Source organism: Alphaproteobacteria bacterium (genome assembly GCA_040220875.1).
Lineage (GTDB): Bacteria > Pseudomonadota > Alphaproteobacteria > JAVJVX01 > JAVJVX01 > JAVJVX01.
Map to the genome: position 1 here is coordinate 354,858 of JAVJVX010000005.1, position 18,070 is coordinate 372,927.

The window sequence follows — 18,070 nt, forward strand, 5'->3', positions numbered from 1 at the left end:
ATTCTCCCCGCCATGCCTCAGCGCCGCGCCAGCAAACCGACCGCCCGACCGAACCCGGCTCGCCGCCCCGCCAGGGCATCCGGGCCGACACTGCCCCTCAATCAGGTGCTGACGGGCGATTGCGTGGCCCTGCTGGACAGTCTGCCGGAAAAATCGGTCGACGCCGTATTCGCCGACCCCCCGTACAACCTTCAGCTCGCGGGCGAACTGCACCGGCCCAACAACACCAAAGTCGATGCCGTCGACGACGAATGGGACCGGTTCGAGAGTTTCGCCGCCTATGACGAGTTCACCCGGCGCTGGCTCGGCGCGGCGCGGCGCGTCCTCAAGGACGACGGCGCGCTCTGGGTCATCGGAAGCTATCACAACATTTTCCGCGTCGGCGCGCAGTTGCAGGATCTGGGGTTCTGGATTCTGAACGACGTCATCTGGCGCAAGACCAACCCGATGCCCAATTTTCGCGGCCGGCGCTTTACCAACGCGCACGAGACTCTGATCTGGTGCGCCAGGTCACAGGATGCGCGCTACCGGTTCAATTACCAGGCCATGAAAGCGCTCAACGACGACGTGCAGATGCGCAGCGACTGGACGCTGCCGATCTGCAGCGGCAGCGAGCGGCTCAAGGTGGATGGCGAGAAGGCCCACCCGACCCAGAAGCCGGAATCCCTTCTTCACCGGGTGATTTTGGCCTCGACCGAGGTGGGGGATGTGATTCTTGATCCGTTTTTCGGCAGCGGCACCACGGGCGCAGTGGCCAAGAAGCTGGGGCGCGCCTTTATCGGTCTCGAGCGCGAGGAGAGATACGCCGAGATTGCCCGTGCCCGGATCGCGCGCCTGCCTGACGCGGTGGATGTCGCCCTCATGCAGACGCCGCAGCCGCGTTCGGAGCCGCGCATCCCCTTTGGTGCGCTGGTTGAATGCGGCGATATCCGGCCAGGCGAAATCCTGGTCGACGCGCGCGGCGAAAAGGCCGCCAAGGTCAAGGCTGACGGCACGGTTGTCGGTGCCGAAATCACCGGCTCCATCCACAAGGTGGGCGCCCATGTCCAGCGCGCGCCAAGCTGCAACGGCTGGACCTTCTGGCATGTCCGGCGCAAGGATCAGCTTGTCCCCCTGGATGCGCTGCGCCAGATTTACCGCGCGCGTATGAAGGCCGCCTGAACGCCAGCGCCTGGTCGCCCGCGGGCGCTTTCCTCCGGTCAGTCGTCATCCCGCGCCGCCCGGATGATTTTTTTCATCACCGTCGGCAGGGCGTGACGCCCCACCTCGCCCGGGCGACACCACACGCCGCCCTGGTCCGCAAGCCTGCGCGCCGTCGCCGCCGTGACGCTGCCCGCGACGATCTCGATTTCGAGATGGAAATGGGTAAACGTATGCCCGATCCGCTTGCCCGTATGCCGCCAGCGGGCGCGTGCCGGGGCGCATGCGCGCCAGCCCGTGCCCGCCCCCTCGGCCGCCTCGATCCAGGGAGTCGAGGGAATTTCCATCATGCCGCCAAGAAGTCCCGATTCCGCCCGCCGGCGAAGGAGAAACGCGCCGTCCGGCCGGGTGATGAAGAAGGCGACCGACCGCCGCCTCGGCCGCGCCGCCTTTTCCTCGCGCCTCGGCAAGGTCGCGGCAATGCCCGTTTCCGCCGCACGGCAGAAGGACCGGACAGGACAGGACCGGCAATCGGGCGTTCTGGGCACGCAGACCAGGGCGCCGAGATCCATCATCGCCTGGGCGAAATCACCCGGGCGGCGGGAAGGCGTCAGCCCGGCGACTGTCTCGCGCAGGCGCGGCTTCACGCGCGCCAGCGCCGTCGTCTCGGCCAGAAGCCGCACCACGACGCGTTCGACATTGCCGTCCACCACCGCGGCCGGTCTGTCGAAAACAATGGCCGCGATGGCCGCCGCCGTATAGGGGCCGATGCCCGGCAGGCGGCGAAGCGCGTCTTCGGTATCGGGGAATTGACCGGCAAGCTCGCGGCTGACGACCCCGGCGCAGCGATGCAGGTTACGCGCCCGGGCGTAATAGCCCAGCCCCTGCCAGGCATGCAGCACATCGTCGATGGGCGCCGCCGCAAGATCGTGCACGCCGGGCCAGCGGCGCAGAAACTCGGCATAATACGGCGCCACCGTGGCGACGGTGGTCTGCTGCAGCATGATTTCGCTGATCCAGACCCGGTAGGCGTCCGCTCTTTCGCCTGGCCCGACCCGCCAAGGCAGCGCGCGGCCATGACGGTCGTACCAGGCGAGAAGCTTGCGGGCGAAGCGGCGCGTGTCGATCTTGCCCGCGGGACCGGTCTGGGAGGGGGATGCGGTCATCACGCGCTTATACCTCAGGCCCGGCAGGGGCGCATCCACCCCCCTGCCCGTCTCGTGGCCGCTTGTCGCACCCAGGGGGCAGACCTAGGATAGGGCGGCATCCCTGGCACGACAACAAAGGCCCGCCCGACCATGTCCGACCCCACCGCACGCCGTTATTCCAAGGGGCCCCGGGCCGTTGCCGGACTGGTCGCGAAAGTCACCGCCCCCGCTCTCAAGGCACGCGGGCTCGCCAACGCGCAAGTGGTGACTGACTGGCCAGCCATCGTCGGGCCCGAGTTGTCACGGAAATCGTTTCCCGAAAAACTTTCCTTTCCGGCCAGGCAACGCACCGGCGGCACGCTGCGTGTCCGGGTCGAGCCGGTCTTCGCGACCGAGTTCCAGCATCTGGAATCTGAAATCGTCGATCGGCTGAACACTTATTACGGCTTCAACGCCGTGGCCCGGTTGCACTTGCGCCAGGCGCCGGTGGGCGGGCCCGTCCCGACACCCGCGGCCGCGCCGCCCGAAGCGGGCCCGGCCGGGCGGGCCGCCGTCGAGGCGCTGGTGGCGCCCCTGGCCGATGGCGATCTCAAAAGCGCCCTGATGCGGCTCGGAATCCGGGTTTTCGGCCGGGCGGAAGCGCGCGGCGCGGGGCGGCGCGAGCCTGATCGCGACGGGCCGGACGGCTCCGGGAGTTGAGAGGCCCTTGCCACCGGCCCTTTTTTTGCCCCGGTTGCCGTGTAGGCTCTTCCGCAGCGATCCCGGCGGTCGGCCGGCGGCTGGACTGGTTAACGGACTGACTTACCCACAGAAAATCGGCGCTCCCGGGTTGGCATCGCTTGATGCCTGGATGGGGCTCCGCCTATACTCCCACCAGATGTAGTGTCAGGAACATGAAAAAACTCAATTTGTACCGTATCGCAGGATTTTTTCTCGGCGCGACCCTGATCGGGGCCGGGGCCCTCCTCACGCACGGATCGGGCGAAGCGTCCCAGGCGGGCGGCGGCCCGCTATTGGCCCAGGCGACGGACGCGGAAAAGCCGGCAGGGGCGCAGGCGCAGGACAGCGATACGCTGGAAAATGCCCTGGGCAGCCCGGACGCCCCCGTGACGATGATCGAATACGCTTCGCTCACCTGCCACCATTGCGCCAATTTTCATCTCAACGTCTGGCCCGCCCTGCGCGAGCGCTTCGTCGATACGGGCAAGGTCAGGATCATCTACCGCGATTTCCCGCTCGATATCGTCGCGCTCAAGGCTTCCCAGCTCTCCCATTGCGTGGATCCGAGCCGGTATTTCGGTTTCGTGAAGCTTCTCTTTGCCGAGCAGGAGCGCTGGGCCTTCGTCCCCAATCCGGAAGCGGCGCTGCGTCAGCGCGCGCGCCTCGCGGGGCTGAGCGACGACCGGATCGACGCCTGCCTCAGCGACGAGGCGCTTCAGGAAAAAATCATCAATACCCGCCTGGAAGGGCAGCAGGCGTTCGATATTCAGGGGACGCCCACCATCGTGCTCAACGGACGAAAGTTTACAGGCACCATGTCGATCGAGGCCCTTGCCCAGGTCGTCGAATCCCAGTTGAACCGCTGACGGCTTCATCGGCCTCAGCCCGGCCAGGGCCAGCCTAAGGGGAATACAGGCGTGCAGTTCTCGAAAATCCGCATGACCGGGTTCAAATCCTTCGTCGATCCCGTCGAGGTCTGGATCGAGAAAGGCCTGACGGGCATCGTGGGGCCCAACGGCTGCGGCAAGTCCAATCTGGTCGAGGCGCTGCGCTGGGCGATGGGCGAGACTTCGGCCAGGAAGATTCGCGGCGGCGAGATGGACGATGTGATCTTCGCCGGAACCGACAACCGCCCGGCGCGCAATCTGGCGGAAGTGAGCCTGCAGCTCGACAACGCCGACCGCACGGCACCGTCCAGCTTCAACAGTGCCGACGAAATCGAGGTCGTGCGCCGGATCGAGCGCGGCGCGGGATCGAGCTACCGGATCAACGGGCATGACGCGCGCGCGCGCGACGTGCAGCTCATGTTTGCCGATGTGGCCACCGGCGCCCGGTCCCCCGCACTTGTAAGCCAGGGCCGTATCGGCGCCCTGGTCAATGCCAAGCCGGTCGAGCGCCGCCTCCTTCTCGAGGAAGCGGCCGGCACTACCGGACTTCATTCCCGTCGCCACGAGGCGGAGCTCCGCCTCAAGGCGGCTGAGGGCAATCTCGAGCGTCTCGACGATGTCATGGCGACGCTGGACACCCAACTCCAGGGCCTCAAGCGTCAGGCCCGCCAGGCCGGGCGGTACCGCCGATTGGCCGGTCACATCCGAAAGCAAGAGGCGATGCTGTTTTACCTGCGCTGGCAGGAAGCAACCGAACGCCTGGCTTCGGCCCGTGAGTCACTGGCCGCGGCCGAAAGCGAAGTGGCCGACGCGACACGGGCGGCGGCCGGGGAGGCAACGCGCCAGGCGGAGGCGGCAGGCATACTCCCTGACTTGCGCCAGAAGGAAGCCGCGGCCGCGGCGGAACTGCACCGGCTGACGGTCGCGCTCGACCAGCTCGTCGAGGAAGAGAACCGGGTCGAGGCCGCCAAGGCGGATGCGAGCCAGCGTCAGGCGCAGATCGCGGCCGACCGCGAGCGCGAGAGCGCGCGCCAAAATGATGCGACGCGCGCGCTGACGGGGCTCGAGGAAGAAAAGACGACGATCTCGCTCGAACAGGAGAACGAGGCGGGCGCGCGGGAGAAGGCGGCGGTGGAAGCCCGGGAAGCCGTCAACCGGGTCGAGGATGCGGAAGCGAAGCTGAACGATCTTTTGGAAGAAATTGCGGCCGCCGATGCCCGCGCCACATCTCTCGCCCGGCAGCGGGAGGATGCGGCCGCGCGGCTTCAGCGCCTGGCCCAGCGTGCCGAGACCCTCGATGCACAGGGTGCCGAGCTGCGCGCCGCCGGGATCGATTTGGCGCGACTTGAACAGGCGGACCGGGAGCTTCTGGAGGCCGAGGGAACGGTCGAGGCGGCCAAGGCCAGGGCGGATGAGGCGGAAGCCGCCTGGCGTGCGGCACAGGTCGAGGAGGCCCGCATTCGCGACGAGTTGCAGCGCGCTCAGGAAGCCCACACGCGCCTCGCGGCCGAAGAGGACGCGCTGGGCGACCTGCTGAGCGACGGGTTCGACCAGTCGGAGTTTCCGAGCGTGCTCGACAGCCTTTCGGTCGAGGCCGGCTTCGAGGACGCGCTGGGCGCGGCCTTCGGCGACGATCTCATCGCCGCCCTGAGCGACGAGGCACCGGTGCATTGGCACACGTCGGAATGGGAAAACGGCACCGGCGCGGCCCCCGCCCTTCCAGCCGGGGCGACCCCCCTTTCCGCCCATGTCGACGCCCCCGGGGCGCTTCAGCGCCGCCTGGCCCAGATCGGCGTCGTCGCGGACTCGATGACCGCACGGCGCCTGCAAGGCACTCTCGCCCAGGGCCAGCGCCTCGTGACCCGCGCCGGCGGTCTCTGGCGCTGGGACGGATTTACCGTCACGCCGGGCTCGGCCACCGCGGCGGCGACGCGCCTCGTGCAGCGCAGCCGGCTCGAATCCGTGCGGGCGGAGGTGGGCGACGCTAAGGCGCGGCTCCAGACCGCACAGGACGCGTTTGAAGCCGCGCGCAGCAAGGCGGCGGCGGCCGTGGGCGATGCCACGCGGGCCCAGAACCAACTGCGCGATGCCTATGGCGCCCTCCAGGCCACACAGTCGCGAAACGCCAGCCTGCGCCAGAAAAACGAGGGCCAGGCTTCGCGCCTGTCCGCACTGCAGGACTCGATCCGCGATCTCACGGCGGAACGCGAGGCGGCTGAGGCGGAAGTGCGCGAACTGGAGGCGGCGCGGGCGGCGCTGCCCGATCTCGGCGCCAGGCGGGACGAGGCAGCGCGCCGGCGCACCGAATTGGGCGAGAGGCGGGCGGCCTACATGGAACGCCAGACCATTCTGAACCAGTTCACCCAGCGCGCCGAAACGCGGCGCGAACGACTTCAGCGGATCGCCGGGGAGATCACGAACTGGACCCAGCGGCGCGACGATGCGGAACATCAGCTCAGCCAACTCGAGGCGCGTCGGGAAGCGGTGGAGAAGGAGCTCGAGACACTAGCTCACGCACCGGCACGGATTGCCGCCAAGCGCGATGAGCTTGCCGGGCTGATCGAGACCGCGCGCGCCACGCGGCAGGAGAGCGCCGACCGCCTGACCGAGGCCGAAGAGGCGCTCCAGGCGGCCGACCGGGCGCTCAGGGCGGCGGAAAGCCGGCTCGCCGATGCGCGGGAAGGCCGGATCCGGCGCGAGGCGGCGGTGGAGCAGGGCGAGCAGGCGATCCAGTCGCTCACCACGCGCATGCGCGAGCGGATCGATGCCAGCCCCGGCCAGGTGGCCGAGGTGGCCGAAATCACCCCCGAAGACGCGCTGCCCGAGATGGACCAGGTCGAGGAAAAGCTCGAACGCCTGGTGCGCGAGCGCGAACGGCTCGGCGCGGTCAATTTGCGGGCCGAGGAAGAGGCCGAGGAACTCGAGGCACGGCTGACCGGGATGCAGACGGAGCGCACGGATCTCGTGGACGCGATCGCCCGGCTGCGCCAGGGCATCCAGAATCTCAATCGCGAGGGGCGTGAACGGCTGCTTCGCGCCTTCGAGCAGGTGGACGGGCACTTCCAGAAAATCTTCGGCCGGCTGTTCGGGGGCGGGAAGGCCTATATGAAGCTGGTCGAATCGGATGATCCGCTCCAGGCGGGGCTGGAAATTTTTGCGAGCCCGCCGGGCAAGAAGCTGCAGTCCCTGTCGCTGCTGTCCGGCGGCGAACAGGCGCTGACGGGCCTCGCCATGCTGTTCGCCGTCTTTCTGACCAATCCCGCGCCGATCTGCGTGCTGGACGAGGTCGATGCACCGCTCGACGACGCCAATGTCGACCGGTTCTGCTCCCTGCTCGAGGAACTCTCGGAAAGCATGAACACCCGTTTCCTCGTCGTCACCCACCACCGCATGACCATGGCCCGGATGGACCGGCTGTTCGGCGTCACGATGGCCGAACGCGGGGTCAGCCAGGTGGTCTCCGTCAACCTGCACCAGGCCGAGAAAATCCGCGAGTCGGCCTAGGATATCGTATTTCAAATCAAGGACTTGCCGCGCTGCATCCAGGGGCTTTTGCGGCTTGACCTCACGGGGGCTGGCCCCGTATCTTGCGCCCGCCCGGACCGGTGGAAACCAGACCGTTTCGGGCTGGGGCAGGGAGCCCTGCGATGACGGACAAGAAGCCTCCACCGTCTCTCCTCGACCTCGGTAGCCGCATCGCGCGCGCCCGCGCCCGGCGACAGGGGGAAGATCGGAGCCGGACCGGCGGCCAGGGGTCCCGACCGCCCATGACGGGCCTTGGCATGGCCGTCAGGGTAGGGGTGGACCTGGTCGCGGGGTTGATCGTCGGGGTCGCTATCGGGGTCCTGCTGGACCGCTGGCTGGGCACCGGCCCCTGGCTCCTCGTGGTGTTTTTCGTGCTCGGCGCCGCGGCCGGGTTCGTGAACGTCTACCGGACGGTGCGCAATCTCGGCATGGCCGCGGGGTATCCCCGGGACCGGGTCGGGGATGGAACAGAAAACAATGACGGGCCCGGGGACCGCGACCCCGGCGACGAGAACGGAGACAGCGGTGGCTGCAAGTCCCCTTGACCAGTTCAGAATCACCCCGCTGATCCCGGTTCAACTGGGGGACGTGGACGCCTCCTTCACCAATTCCTCACTTTTCATGGTGCTCGCCGTGCTGGGCGTGACCCTGCTGATGATGGCCGCGACACGGCGCCACGCGCTGGTCCCCGGCCGCTGGCAATCCATGGCGGAACTTCTGTACGAGTTCGTCGCCGGGATGGTGCGCGATAACGTGGGCTCGGAAGGGCGCAAATATTTCCCGATCATTTTCTCAATCTTCACCTTCATCCTGTTCGGCAACCTGCTGGGGATGATCCCCTACTCCTTCACTTTCACCAGCCACATCATCGTGACCTTCGCGCTGGCCATGCTGGTGTTCATCGGCGTTACGCTGATCGGCCTGGCGCGCCACGGGTTCCATTTCCTGTCGTTTTTCGTGCCACAGGGCGTGCCCGTGCTGCTGCTGCCACTGATGATCCCGATCGAGATCATCTCCTATCTCTCCCGCCCCATCAGCCTCTCCATCCGGCTGTTCGCCAATATGATGGCCGGGCATACCATGCTGAAGGTCTTTGCCGGCTTCGTCGTCTCGCTGGGCGTGATCGGCGGCTGGGCGCCCCTGGCCGTGGCCTCGGCCCTGGTGGCCTTCGAATTTCTGATCGCCTTCCTGCAGGCGTATGTCTTCGCCATTCTGACGTGTCTTTACCTGAATGACGCTATCCACCTGCATTAGGGACTTGTCACCTCGCTTGCGCTCTTTTCCGTCCAAAGGGAGCGTTTTATCGGATCAAAAGTGTCGGACAGCACAGTTGAAAACAATTGGGGAATAATTCGTCATGGAACTTGATGCCGCAAAAATGATTGGTGCCGGTCTTGCCGTTATCGGACTGGGAGGCGTCGGTGCCGGTATCGGCAGTATCTTCTCCTCGCTCATCAGCTCGGTGTCGCGCAATCCCGCCTCGCGGGGCGACGTGTTTCCGCTCAGCATGCTGGGCTTCGCGCTGGTCGAGGCGACGGCGCTTTATGCGCTTCTGATCGCGTTCCTCATCCTCTTCCTGTAAGCAGGACTCCAGCGGGGGCCGTCTGCCGGGCGGCTCCCGGCCGGCTTTCGCGGAAGGACACCCGATGCCGCAACTCGATATCGCTACCTATCCCTCGCAGCTCATTTGGCTGGGACTGACCTTCGTCGCGCTTTATGTGCTGATGGCCCGGTTCGCCCTGCCCAAGATCGCCGAAATCCTCGAGATCCGCCAAAAGCACGTCGATAACGATCTCGAGCGCGCCGCGCAGCTCAATGCCGAGGCCGAGGAGGCGCTTGCCCGGTTTGAGCGCCGCATGGCCAAGGCGAGAGAGGAAGCACGCGAGATCGTGGCCAAGGCGGCGGACAAGATGCAGAAAGAGGCCGACGCGCAGCACCGGACCCTTTCGGAAGAGCTTGACCGCGAGGGCCGGGCGGCCGAGGCCCGCATCGGGGAGGCGCAAAAAGCGGCACTGGCCGAGATCGAAACAATCGCCGCCGGCGTCGCCGCGGCCGCGACTGAACGGCTGACCGGGACCCTGCCCGACGACGGCGCGGCCCGGGCGGCGGTGGACGCGAGCCTGAAGGAGAGCCGGTGATGGACCAGCTTCTTCACGATTCGAGTTTCTGGGTCGGCGTCGCCTTCGTCATCACGGTCGGGCTGCTGGCGCGGAAACTCCTGCCCGTCGTGGGCCGGGCGCTGGATGCGCGGGCCGAGACGATTCGCACCCAGATCGACGAGGCGACCAAGCTGCGCGAAGAGGCACAGGACCTGCTGGCCAACCATCAGCGCAAGCAGCGTGACGCGGCGCGCGATGCGGAGGCCATCCTTGGCCACGCGGCCGAGGAGGCCCAGCGCATTCAGAGCGCGGCCGCAAAGGACCTCGAGAACGCGCTGGCCCGCCGCCGCCAGCAGGCACTGGAGAAGATCGCCAAGGCCGAAGCCGATGCCGTGGCGGCGGTGAAGACCGCGGCCGTTACCATCGCCATCCAGGCAGCGGAAAAACTGATCCGCGAAAAGATGAAAGGCGATTCGGCCGAGGCGCTGATCGACCGGGCGATCGAGGATCTGCCCGCCCGGTTGCACTAGCGCAAAGAGACATCGGCGCCAGCAGAAACCCCCGGCCGGAACCGGGGGTTTTTGTTAGTCTGACGCCGCACGCGCCCACTTCTCTTGAAGCCAGCACCACTTCTCTTCAATCCCTTGGTCTTCAGTCTTTTGCCGACCTTTCACGACGTTTTCGCATAACTGAAGATTCGACCCAAACGCCATTCCGGTTTGTTTCTCATAACCACTTCTCCAAAGTGGCTCCGAAAAGACATTTACGAAATATTTTCCATCATAGTCCTTCTCATAGAACTTAAACTCTTTGTTATTTAGTTCTTGAAGTAATTCGTTCACTGATTCCGAAAAGATAATTCTAGGAAACTTTGCGACCTTTTGTTCGAGACAATGCGCCTCAATTAAACCAGGTCCAAAAACTACGTTCCCTCTGTGCCATATTTCGGGCATTATATACTTGACGTAGCATAGGCCATCAGGCACCATGTTTATCAAGGAGATAAGCCATGGACCTGACCAACCCCATCTTCCAAGACGAAAACGCCGCCCGCAAACACCTTGAGGGCATCCTGTGGCCCGACGGGCCGACCTGCCCCCATTGCGGCGAATACGAGAACATCAAGAAGCTGGCGGGCAAGTCCCACCGTCCGGGCCTCCATCAGTGCAATTCCTGCCGTGGCGCTTTCACAGTCACGGTCGGAACGGTGCTTGAGCGCTCCAAGATCCCCCTGCACAAGTGGGTGCTCGGCTTTCACCTCATAGCCTCATCCAAGAAGGGCATGAGCGCTCACCAACTGCACCGTATGCTCGGCGTGACCTACAAGACTGCTTGGTTCATGGCGCACCGTATCCGCGAGGCCATGCGTGAGTTCAGCCCCGGCCCCATGGGTGGAGAGAACAAGGTTGTTGAGGCTGACGAAACTTTTGTCGGCGGCAAGGCCAAGAACGCAAAGCGTGGCAAGCCTATTCCCAAGAAGGAAGCGGTGTTCTCTCTGTTAGAACGTGACGGCAAGGTGCGCTCTACTCACCTTCCTGCCGTAAACCACAAGAACCTTCGCCCTGCTATTTTCACACAGGTTGACCGCAAGAGTTACCTAATGACCGACGAGGCAATGCACTACAAGGGCATCGGCAAGGAGTTTGCCGGACACGGTTCCGTCAACCATTCGATTGATGAATATGTCCGTGGTGTGTTCTGGCATACCAACACGATTGAGGGCTATTTCTCCATCCTCAAGCGTGGCATCAACGGCACCTACCAGCACGTCAGCCAGCAGCACCTAAAGCGTTACCTTGGCGAGTTCGATTTCCGCTACAACGAGCGCAAGATCACCGACGCCGAACGCGCTGCAAAGGCCCTATACGGCATTCAGGGCAAGCGACTGACGTATCGGAGGACTGACGAAACCGCGAACGCCTAAGCAGCAAGCTAAGGCATTCATTCGCTGGCGTAATAAGCGATAGCAAGAGCCCCGGTCACTTGGCCGGGGTTTCTTTCTTGGGCTTCCTGCCTTTCCGCCCGGCTTTCCCTACCACCTCAGCGTGGGGCTTGGGCGGCGTTTTTAGCAAGTTTCTCAAACCCTCGTCCCGCCTCTTGATAATCTCTGATTCGGGAAGTTCAGGCTTTGAGGCGCCCTTGTTGGTCATTGTAGGCTCGTTCGAAGGGTTGGAATTTCCTTCGCGATACGCGCGATAGCTTCGGATTCCGCACCATAAAATACTGGCGTGGCATCTAAACGGTTTAGCGCACGCTGGCGCATTTTTCCCGTTACGAGGCGTGAGTTGTCACGGTCGAGAAGGGCCACTACAGAGCATAACTCTTTGGTTTCGTGGTCAGCAGCCATGCGTAGAAAAATAGCCTCGTATAGGCGCGCATCAGAGACGGCTATGAACACCGCTACAGGCATTTTCCCTGGAGCGGAAAGCAACACGTCCGGAATAAATTCTCCCAAGGAGGGGCTGACCGCTTGCTCTGTGAGGATTTGAACGCGATCCCCTAACTCTTGGGTAATGCGAATGATTGCATCATCGCGGAAAGTGTTTCGCACAATCTCCGGATTCATGGCTGATAGTGCGCTCACGCGCATCATCATCGATACAAATCCGAGTGCTGCTTGCGGTAACTCCTGAGATTGCATCAAGGGGGATTTGAGTTCTCCGGTGTCCTCGTCATAGGTAACGCGCGATTGTCCAAGAATTGTGGCGAACACTCGCCCTCGCTGACCCTCTGTGACCTTCGTGCCCATTGCCAAGAGTTCTGGCACTAGTGAGCCATCATCTTCCAAGCGGTAAAGGCCGGTCTGCTCATCTCGCACAATGTAGAAGGCAATGCGGTCGCCTATTTTGTCCTCAAACGCAGTAGACACAGCAAACCCAGCGGGAACCTCAGATATCTGTATCCCGTCGCAGAAATATTCGCAGAGGTCATGTTCTAGGTTCACAGCAAGTCCCCACGAGCCGCCGCATGCGCCCTGAAAAACTTCAGAGCCAGCTCCCACCACTCCTTCTTGCCGCGCAAAACGTGCGGTCGCCGGTGCGCGCTTTTCCAGTAGGGGAAGGATAGCATATCCGCTGGTTCAATCTCGCCCACCGTTAAGCCCCCTCCGGGGCCGCACTCCGCATGGCAATGCAAGCCCGCATGGGAGTGCGATTCCAACCGGGCCACCATCGCCCAACCTTCCGTGGTCTTAACGGCTAACCACGCCTTGTAGTTCGGCTTGTCCTGCCGCATTTGGACGAGAAGGCGGAACTCGTAGTCCTCCGAATCAAGCGCCACAGCCCGCCATATCCATTGCGGGTTAATACCCAATTGCCCCTTAAAAATAGGGAAATACCGCCGCCCGACTGGCCCTTGAGCCCAGTCCTTAGGCGCGTTCGCCGTCCACTTCGGCTGTCGTATCAGTTCCCGCGGGTTCACGGTCGCGAGCATGTAACGGGCTATCCGCTACGTCAAGTATATAATTCCCCATATTTCTCCTACGTGAATAACGCCTCGAAGTGGCAGTTGTAATTTACTTAAATAAGCCCACCAGAGTCCTTGAGTGGAAAACAGCCCATTGGCAAGGGATGCAACAGTCGAGTTCGTTGAAACGATAAAGGCATCAGATAGAACCGTCATCTGGAAGTCTGTTCTGGAACTCTGTGTATTATAGCTCCATTCTTCCAGTATGCCGCGAACACGCTCAAGTTCTTGGATAGTCGGATCTGACATAATTAATTTTCGGAATCCGAGTATATCCAAAAGGAAGATTAACTTTTTCTCGTACATTCTGAGGCCCGTGCGTCGTTTGGTGGTCGTACCCACGAAACCTGCCACCGCCCCCTACTCGGCCGCTTCGGCCGGGCGGCCGGGCCGCCAGGTGAGAACCGGCCTGCGCGCGGCCGCAGTCTCGTCCAGCCGGCGGCGGGGGGCGAGCTCGGGCGCGGCGGCGAACATCTCCGCCTCCCCCGCCTTGGCCTTCTTTGCAAGCGCGCGGATCGTCTCGATGAACTGATCGAGGCTTTCAAGGCTTTCACTTTCGGTCGGCTCCATCAGGAGCGCGCCATGCACCACGAGCGGGAAATACATGGTCATGGGGTGGAAGCCCTCGTCGATCATCGCCTTGGCGAAGTCCAGGGTTGAAACGCCCGTGTTCCTGAGGAAGCGGTCGTCGAACAGCACCTCGTGCATGCAGCGGCCCGGGAAGGCCGGCGTGAGCTCGTCCGACAAGCGCGTCATCAGGTAGTTGGCGTTGAGGACCGCGGCGCCCGAAGCGGCGGCGAGCCCGTCCTTGCCGTGGCTCATCATGAAGGCGAGTGCACGGACGAACATCCCCATCTGGCCGTGGAACCCCTTGAGACGGCCGAAGGGTTTGGCCCCTGCCGGCAGGTCGGACCGATTTTCGGCCAGCGCCAGCCCGTTTTCGCCCCGGACAAGGAATGGAAGCGGCGCATAGGGCGCGAGTGCCTCCGACAGAACCACCGGCCCCGAGCCGGGGCCGCCCCCGCCATGGGGGGTCGAGAAGGTCTTGTGCAGATTGATGTGCATGCAGTCGATGCCGAGATCCCCCGGCCGGACCCGGCCGACGATGGCGTTGAAATTGGCCCCGTCACAGTAGAAATATGCGCCCGCCTCGTGGACGGCCTCCGCGATCGAGACGATCTCGTTCTCGAACAGACCGCATGTATTGGGGTTGGTCAGCATGATCGCCGCCACCTCGTCATCGAGCGCGGCCTTGAGCGCCCTGGCATCGACCCGGCCGCGATCGTCGCCCGGAATTGCCTGGACCGTATAGCCGAGTGCGGCGGCAGTCGCGGGATTAGTCCCATGGGCAGATTCGGGCACCAGCACCTTGCGCCGGGGATCGCCGCGATCCTCGAGCGCGGCATGGATGCACATCATGCCGCATAATTCACCATGCGCTCCCGCCGCGGGTGACAGCGCCACCGCGGGCATGCCCGTCAGCTCGCGCAGCCAGCGCGCCAGCTCATCCATCAGTTCAAGCGCTCCCTGCACCGTCGAGACCGGCTGGAGCGGATGGATATCGGCGAAGCCGGGCAGACGGGCGACGCGCTCGTTGAGCCGCGGATTGTGCTTCATCGTGCATGAGCCCAAGGGGTAGAGCCCGCTGTCGATCGCGTAGTTTTTCTGGCTGAGGCGCGTGTAATGGCGCACCACCTGGGGTTCGGACAGGCCGGGCAGGCCGATGGGACGGCTGCGCACGAGCCCGTCGAGCGGACTCGCTACATCGGGCGGGTCAGCCAGATCGACGCCGGTGCGCCCGGTGGCGCCCTGCTCGAAGATGAGGGGCTCATCCATATCGAGGCCGCGATGGCCGCTCGTGGTGATCTTTGCGCTCATGCCGACACCTCCGTCCGACTGTCTCGCACGGCCCGCGCCAGTGCCGTCCCCAGCCGGTCCATGTCGTCGTCCGTATTGGTTTCCGTCACCGCGACCAGCAGAAAATTGTCGATATCATGCGCCCCGGGCCAGAGCCTCGAGGCCGGCACGCCGCCCAGCACACCCGCCGCCGCCATGCGCTCGACGGCGGTCGCCGCGTTTTCCGGCAGGCGCAGGGTGAACTCGTTGAAGAAACGGTCCGTCACCACCTCCACACCCGGAATGGCGGCGAGCTTTTCTGCCAGTTGGACTGCCCGCGCGTGATTGAGCCGGGCGAGCTTGGCGAGCCCCTCTTCCCCCAGAAGCGAGAGGTGGATCGTGAAGGCCAGGGCACACAGCCCCGAATTGGTGCAGATATTGCTGGTCGCCTTCTCACGCCGGATATGCTGCTCGCGTGTCGAGAGGGTCAGCACGTAGCCCCGCCGGCCATCAGCGTCCTTCGTCTCGCCGCACAGCCGGCCCGGCATTTGCCGCAGAAACTTGTCCCGCGTCGCGAAAAGCCCCACATGGGGGCCCCCGAAATTCATGGCGTTGCCAAGCGACTGGCCTTCCGCCGCCAGTACATCGGCCCCCATCTCGCCGGGCGATTTGAGAAGCCCGAGGGAAACTGCCTCGGTCACGACCACGACAAGAAGCGCACCCGCCGCGTGACAGGCCTCGGCCAGCGGCGCCAGGTCGCGCGCCTGGCCGAAGGCATCCGGATTCTGCACGACAACGCAGGACACATCGCCATCGAGGCGGGCCGACAGGTCCTCGGCGCCACCCGGGCGGGTTTCGGCGACATCGAGTGCGAATCCGGTGAGCCGACCATAGGTTTCGGCGACGGCGCGATAATGCGGGTGGAGGGCGCCGGAAATCACGACCTTCTCGCGGCGCGTGATCCGGTTGGCCATCATGATCGCTTCGACACAGCTCGTCGCGCCGTCATACATGGAGGCGTTCGCCACATCGAGGCCGGCAAGCAGTGCCACCTGGGTCTGGAACTCGAAGAGATACTGGAGCGTGCCCTGCGAGACTTCGGGCTGATAGGGCGTGTAGCTGGTCAGGAACTCGCCCCGCTGGATGAGGTGATCCACCGCCGCCGGCACGAAATGGCGGTAACTCCCGGCGCCCAGAAAGCTCGGTGCCGTCCCACCGTCGAGATTCCCGCGCGCCAGGCGCGACAGCCGGGCCGTCACTTCGGCTTCGCTCATGTGGTCGGGCAGATCGAAGGGCAAATGCGCCGGGTCGAGCCGGGCCGTTTCGGGCACATCCTCGAACAGCGCCTGAATGTCGGGAACGCCAATGGCCCGGAGCATGTGCTGGCGGTCGGCTTCGGTATGGGGCAGGTAGCGCATCAGTCGAGCTCTCCGAGATAGGCGTCGTAGGCGGCGCGATCCATCAGGGCGGCGAGATCGCCCGAATCGGCCAGCCGGATCCGCAGAAACCAGCCTTCCCCCTCGGCATCACTGTTGACCAGGGCGGGATCCTCATTGAGGCGCGCGTTCACCTCGAGCACCTCGCCGGCGACGGGGGCGTAGACCTCGCTCGCCGCCTTGACCGATTCGACGACGGCCGCCTCGCCCCCTTTTTCAAGCGCCCGGCCGATCTCGGGCAGCTCGACAAAGACGATGTCGCCAAGCTGTTCCTGCGCGTAGCCGGTAATGCCGATTGTGGCCACGCCATCATCGGCCGCGATCCATTCGTGGTCCTTGGTAAAACGCTTTTCACTCATCTTCCGCTCCTGGCCCCTTCTGGCCTGTTCCAGTCATTTTCCGGACCGACGCCGGTAGCCCGGTTTCACAAATGGCAGGGCGGCGACGCTGGCTGTCACCGACTTGCCCCGGATGTCGACATGCACGGCCTGCCCGGTCTCGCTCAGCGCCGGCGGCAGGTAGCCCATCGCGACCGGACCCCCCAGGCTGGGGCCGAAACCGCCGCTGGTAATCCGCCCCACCTCGGCCCCCGATCCGTCGAGCACCGCCGCGCCTTCCCGGGCGGGCTGCCGCCCGTCTGGCCGCAGGCCCGCGCGGAGCCGCGGGGCGCCGCTTTCGAGCTGCGCGCGCACGGTTTCGTAACCGGGGAACCCGCCTTCGGCCCGCCGGCGCTTGCCAATCGCCCAGGCAAGCCCGGCCTCGACCGGGGTGGTCGTCTCGTCGATATCATGGCCATAAAGGCAGAGCCCGGCTTCGAGGCGCAGTGAATCGCGCGCGCCAAGCCCGATGGGCAGACAGGCCGCATCCTCGATCAGGAGACGCGCCACGCCCTCGCCGTCCTCGGCCGCGAGCGAGATTTCGAAACCGTCCTCGCCCGTATAGCCGGAACGGGTGACAAAGGCGGCACGGCCGGCAACGGTCATGTCCTTGCCCTCCATGAAGAAGAGATCGGCCGATGACGGCGCATGGCGGACGAGAATATCGCCCGCGCCCGGCCCCTGCAGGGCGAGCAGCGCGCGATCGAACCGCGGTTCGACCCGCGCTTCCGGCAGGCTGGCCTCGAGATGAGCGAGATCGGCCGCCTTGCACGCGGCGTTGACCACGACATGGAAATGGTCGCCGGCATGGGTGACCATGAGGTCGTCGAGGATCCCGCCCGCCTCGTTGGTAAACAGGGTATAGCGCTGGCGGCCCGGCTTCAGGGCCTGGAAGTCGCCGGGTGTGATCCGCTCCAGCGCGCCGGCGAGCGCGGCCATGTCGCCCGTCGCCGGGGTGAGGCGGATCTGGCCCATATGCGAGACGTCGAAGAGCCCGGCTTTCTCGCGCACCCAGAGGTGTTCCTGAATGATACCAGCGGCATACTGGACGGGCATGGCGTAGCCCGCGAAGGGCACCAGGCGCGCACCCAATGCAACGTGGAGATCATGGAGCGGCGTGCGCTCAAGGGGTTCGTGCGGGGTGTCCGGCAACGCTCTCTCCAACAGATTCGAGGCATCGGCGAGCGGCCTTAAGCAAAGGCGTTTCGACCGATGACCCGCTCTGTCTTTAGACCTGAGAGAATTGCCGCCGGGGGCCGGGACGCGTTGTCCCGCTTGCCACCCGCCGGTCTACCCCGTCGGTGAGGCGGCCGAGGCCGCCTGCTTTCCAGAGTGCTGCTCCCCCGTGCGGTCCTTTTGCCTGAGAGATTCCGGGTCCGTTGCTCCTTCGGCGCCGCTCCGCTGTCCTGAAGCGACCTCTCCCGCAGGGATCATGCA

General features: G+C 64.7%; 18 protein-coding genes and 1 riboswitch. Of the genes, 10 read left to right on the forward strand and 8 right to left on the reverse strand.

The window, feature by feature from the left end; all coding sequences use genetic code 11:
- Positions 1–12: 12 nt before the first annotated feature.
- Positions 13–1,161 (forward strand): site-specific DNA-methyltransferase, encoded by a 1,149-nt coding sequence (locus RLQ26_03945; protein ID MEQ9087873.1) that lies wholly within the window; start codon positions 13–15, stop codon positions 1,159–1,161.
- A 38-nt stretch (positions 1,162–1,199) separates the two neighbouring features.
- On the opposite strand, the gene mutY is transcribed toward RLQ26_03945, so the two are convergent.
- The gene (gene mutY, locus RLQ26_03950) at positions 1,200–2,306 is read right to left on the reverse strand and encodes an A/G-specific adenine glycosylase (GenBank protein MEQ9087874.1); all 1,107 of its coding nucleotides are present in this window, start codon (positions 2,304–2,306) and stop codon (positions 1,200–1,202) included.
- Between the two features lie 132 nt (positions 2,307–2,438).
- Here mutY and RLQ26_03955 point away from each other — a divergent pair, with 132 nt between their 5' ends.
- The 8 genes from RLQ26_03955 to RLQ26_03990 all read left to right on the forward strand — a co-directional run bounded on the left by RLQ26_03955 (position 2,439) and on the right by RLQ26_03990 (position 10,049).
- A complete protein-coding gene (locus RLQ26_03955; protein MEQ9087875.1) occupies positions 2,439–2,987 on the forward strand; it encodes a DciA family protein in 549 nt (182 codons plus the stop codon).
- 194 nt (positions 2,988–3,181) lie between these two features.
- Positions 3,182–3,874 carry a DsbA family protein gene (locus tag RLQ26_03960; GenBank protein ID MEQ9087876.1) on the forward strand — a complete coding sequence of 231 codons (693 nt, stop codon included), beginning with the start codon at positions 3,182–3,184 and terminating at the stop codon, positions 3,872–3,874.
- A gap of 51 nt (positions 3,875–3,925) precedes the next feature.
- A complete protein-coding gene (gene smc, locus RLQ26_03965) occupies positions 3,926–7,399 on the forward strand; it encodes a chromosome segregation protein SMC (protein ID MEQ9087877.1) in 3,474 nt (1,157 codons plus the stop codon).
- 143 nt (positions 7,400–7,542) lie between these two features.
- Positions 7,543–7,965: an AtpZ/AtpI family protein gene (locus RLQ26_03970; protein ID MEQ9087878.1), complete on the forward strand. Its 423-nt coding sequence runs from the start codon at positions 7,543–7,545 to the stop codon at positions 7,963–7,965.
- The gene (locus tag RLQ26_03975; GenBank protein MEQ9087879.1) at positions 7,898–8,674 is read left to right on the forward strand and encodes a F0F1 ATP synthase subunit A; all 777 of its coding nucleotides are present in this window, start codon (positions 7,898–7,900) and stop codon (positions 8,672–8,674) included. Before RLQ26_03970 ends, RLQ26_03975 begins: the two co-directional genes overlap by 68 nt.
- Positions 8,675–8,777: 103 nt before the next feature.
- Entirely contained in the window at positions 8,778–9,002 is a 225-nt protein-coding gene (locus RLQ26_03980) for a F0F1 ATP synthase subunit C (GenBank protein ID MEQ9087880.1), read from the forward strand.
- Between the two features lie 64 nt (positions 9,003–9,066).
- Complete coding sequence (locus RLQ26_03985) at positions 9,067–9,558, forward strand: F0F1 ATP synthase subunit B' (protein ID MEQ9087881.1); 492 nt, start codon at positions 9,067–9,069, stop codon at positions 9,556–9,558.
- The gene (locus RLQ26_03990; GenBank protein MEQ9087882.1) at positions 9,558–10,049 is read left to right on the forward strand and encodes a F0F1 ATP synthase subunit B; all 492 of its coding nucleotides are present in this window, start codon (positions 9,558–9,560) and stop codon (positions 10,047–10,049) included. Before RLQ26_03985 ends, RLQ26_03990 begins: the two co-directional genes overlap by 1 nt.
- 54 nt (positions 10,050–10,103) lie before the next feature.
- Here RLQ26_03990 and RLQ26_03995 read toward each other — a convergent pair whose 3' ends face one another.
- The gene (locus RLQ26_03995) at positions 10,104–10,361 is read right to left on the reverse strand and encodes a hypothetical protein (GenBank protein MEQ9087883.1); all 258 of its coding nucleotides are present in this window, start codon (positions 10,359–10,361) and stop codon (positions 10,104–10,106) included.
- 167 nt (positions 10,362–10,528) lie between these two features.
- Between RLQ26_03995 and RLQ26_04000 the strand changes: the two genes are divergently transcribed.
- On the forward strand, positions 10,529–11,443 hold the full coding sequence (locus RLQ26_04000; GenBank protein MEQ9087884.1) for an IS1595 family transposase: 915 nt from the start codon (positions 10,529–10,531) through the stop codon (positions 11,441–11,443).
- Positions 11,444–11,665: 222 nt separating this feature from the next.
- Here RLQ26_04000 and RLQ26_04005 read toward each other — a convergent pair whose 3' ends face one another.
- From RLQ26_04005 to gcvT, 6 genes are all read right to left on the reverse strand, one after another.
- On the reverse strand, positions 11,666–12,463 hold the full coding sequence (locus RLQ26_04005) for a DUF1828 domain-containing protein (GenBank protein MEQ9087885.1): 798 nt from the start codon (positions 12,461–12,463) through the stop codon (positions 11,666–11,668).
- On the reverse strand, positions 12,460–12,951 hold the full coding sequence (locus RLQ26_04010) for a hypothetical protein (GenBank protein ID MEQ9087886.1): 492 nt from the start codon (positions 12,949–12,951) through the stop codon (positions 12,460–12,462). Before RLQ26_04010 ends, RLQ26_04005 begins: the two co-directional genes overlap by 4 nt.
- A 393-nt stretch (positions 12,952–13,344) precedes the next feature.
- The gene (gene gcvPB / locus RLQ26_04015) at positions 13,345–14,862 is read right to left on the reverse strand and encodes an aminomethyl-transferring glycine dehydrogenase subunit GcvPB (GenBank protein ID MEQ9087887.1); all 1,518 of its coding nucleotides are present in this window, start codon (positions 14,860–14,862) and stop codon (positions 13,345–13,347) included.
- On the reverse strand, positions 14,859–16,238 hold the full coding sequence (gene gcvPA, locus RLQ26_04020) for an aminomethyl-transferring glycine dehydrogenase subunit GcvPA (GenBank protein ID MEQ9087888.1): 1,380 nt from the start codon (positions 16,236–16,238) through the stop codon (positions 14,859–14,861). The genes gcvPB and gcvPA overlap by 4 nt, the downstream gene beginning before the upstream one ends.
- A complete protein-coding gene (gcvH, locus tag RLQ26_04025; GenBank protein MEQ9087889.1) occupies positions 16,238–16,615 on the reverse strand; it encodes a glycine cleavage system protein GcvH in 378 nt (125 codons plus the stop codon). The genes gcvPA and gcvH overlap by 1 nt, the downstream gene beginning before the upstream one ends.
- A gap of 33 nt (positions 16,616–16,648) precedes the next feature.
- Complete coding sequence (gcvT, locus tag RLQ26_04030) at positions 16,649–17,785, reverse strand: glycine cleavage system aminomethyltransferase GcvT (GenBank protein ID MEQ9087890.1); 1,137 nt, start codon at positions 17,783–17,785, stop codon at positions 16,649–16,651.
- A gap of 186 nt (positions 17,786–17,971) precedes the next feature.
- Positions 17,972–18,067: riboswitch (glycine riboswitch) on the reverse strand.
- Positions 18,068–18,070 lie beyond the last annotated feature (3 nt).